Source organism: Candidatus Symbiopectobacterium sp. NZEC135 (genome assembly GCF_025962695.1).
This window is the reverse complement of the sequence record NZ_JAGFPF010001101.1, coordinates 1-722: the sequence shown is the minus strand read 5'-3', so window position 1 is coordinate 722 and position 722 is coordinate 1. Positions and strand designations below refer to the sequence as shown.

At 56.8% G+C, this 722-nt stretch carries 1 protein-coding gene and 1 pseudogene; both read right to left on the bottom strand.

Going from position 1 to position 722, the window contains the following annotated elements; genetic code table 11:
- On the bottom strand, positions 1-535 hold a 535-nt coding region (locus tag J5224_RS32705), incomplete at its 3' end, for an FAD-dependent oxidoreductase (protein ID WP_264629083.1).
- 24 nt (positions 536-559) lie between these two features.
- Positions 560-722, bottom strand: a pseudogene (locus J5224_RS32700) (electron transfer flavoprotein subunit alpha); the annotation flags it as partial.

Below are 722 nucleotides of genomic sequence, written 5' to 3'. Positions count from 1 at the left end.
GGGGATTGACATGGCGCACCATACCCAGCTTTTCCCCCAACAGTGTATTAACCCCGTCAGCCAGAATCACAACGCGCGCTTCAATTTCGTCTTCGCCCGCTCTGACGCCACACACCTTCCCTTCTCGCACGATCAATTCGTCAACGCGTACGCCGGGGATCAATTGCGCGCCCGCAGCCTCCGCCTCCCCCATCAACCAGGGATCAAACGTGGCGCGTAACACGGTGTAGGAGCGCTCTTCGGGCAGCGCAGAAGCCGCGTGCTGGTAGTCCAGCGTGACGCCGCTATCCGCTGTCAGCATGGATATTTTCTCTCGAGTGACCTGACGCTCCAGCGGCGCGCGTTCGGCAAACCCCGGCATGATGCGCTCCAGGCTGTGGGCATAGAGCCGCCCACCCGTCATGTTTTTTCCACCCGAGACATTGCTGCGTTCAATCACCAGCACATCCAGCCCGGCTTGTGCCAATACGTAGGCGGCTGTGGCACCGGCCAGCCCTCCCCCCACGATGATGGCGTCAAAAATATCGTCTGCCATAGTGTGTTAATCCTTTACCTTGCGTTAACGGTTTAACCGGGCGGTTAACGCCGGCAGAATTTTATAAAGATCGCCGACGATACCGTAATCAACGCTATTGAAAATCGGGGCATTCTTGTCTTTATTGATGGCAACCAGCGTTTTGACGTTGTTCACACCGACCATATGCTGGATCTGCCCAGACACA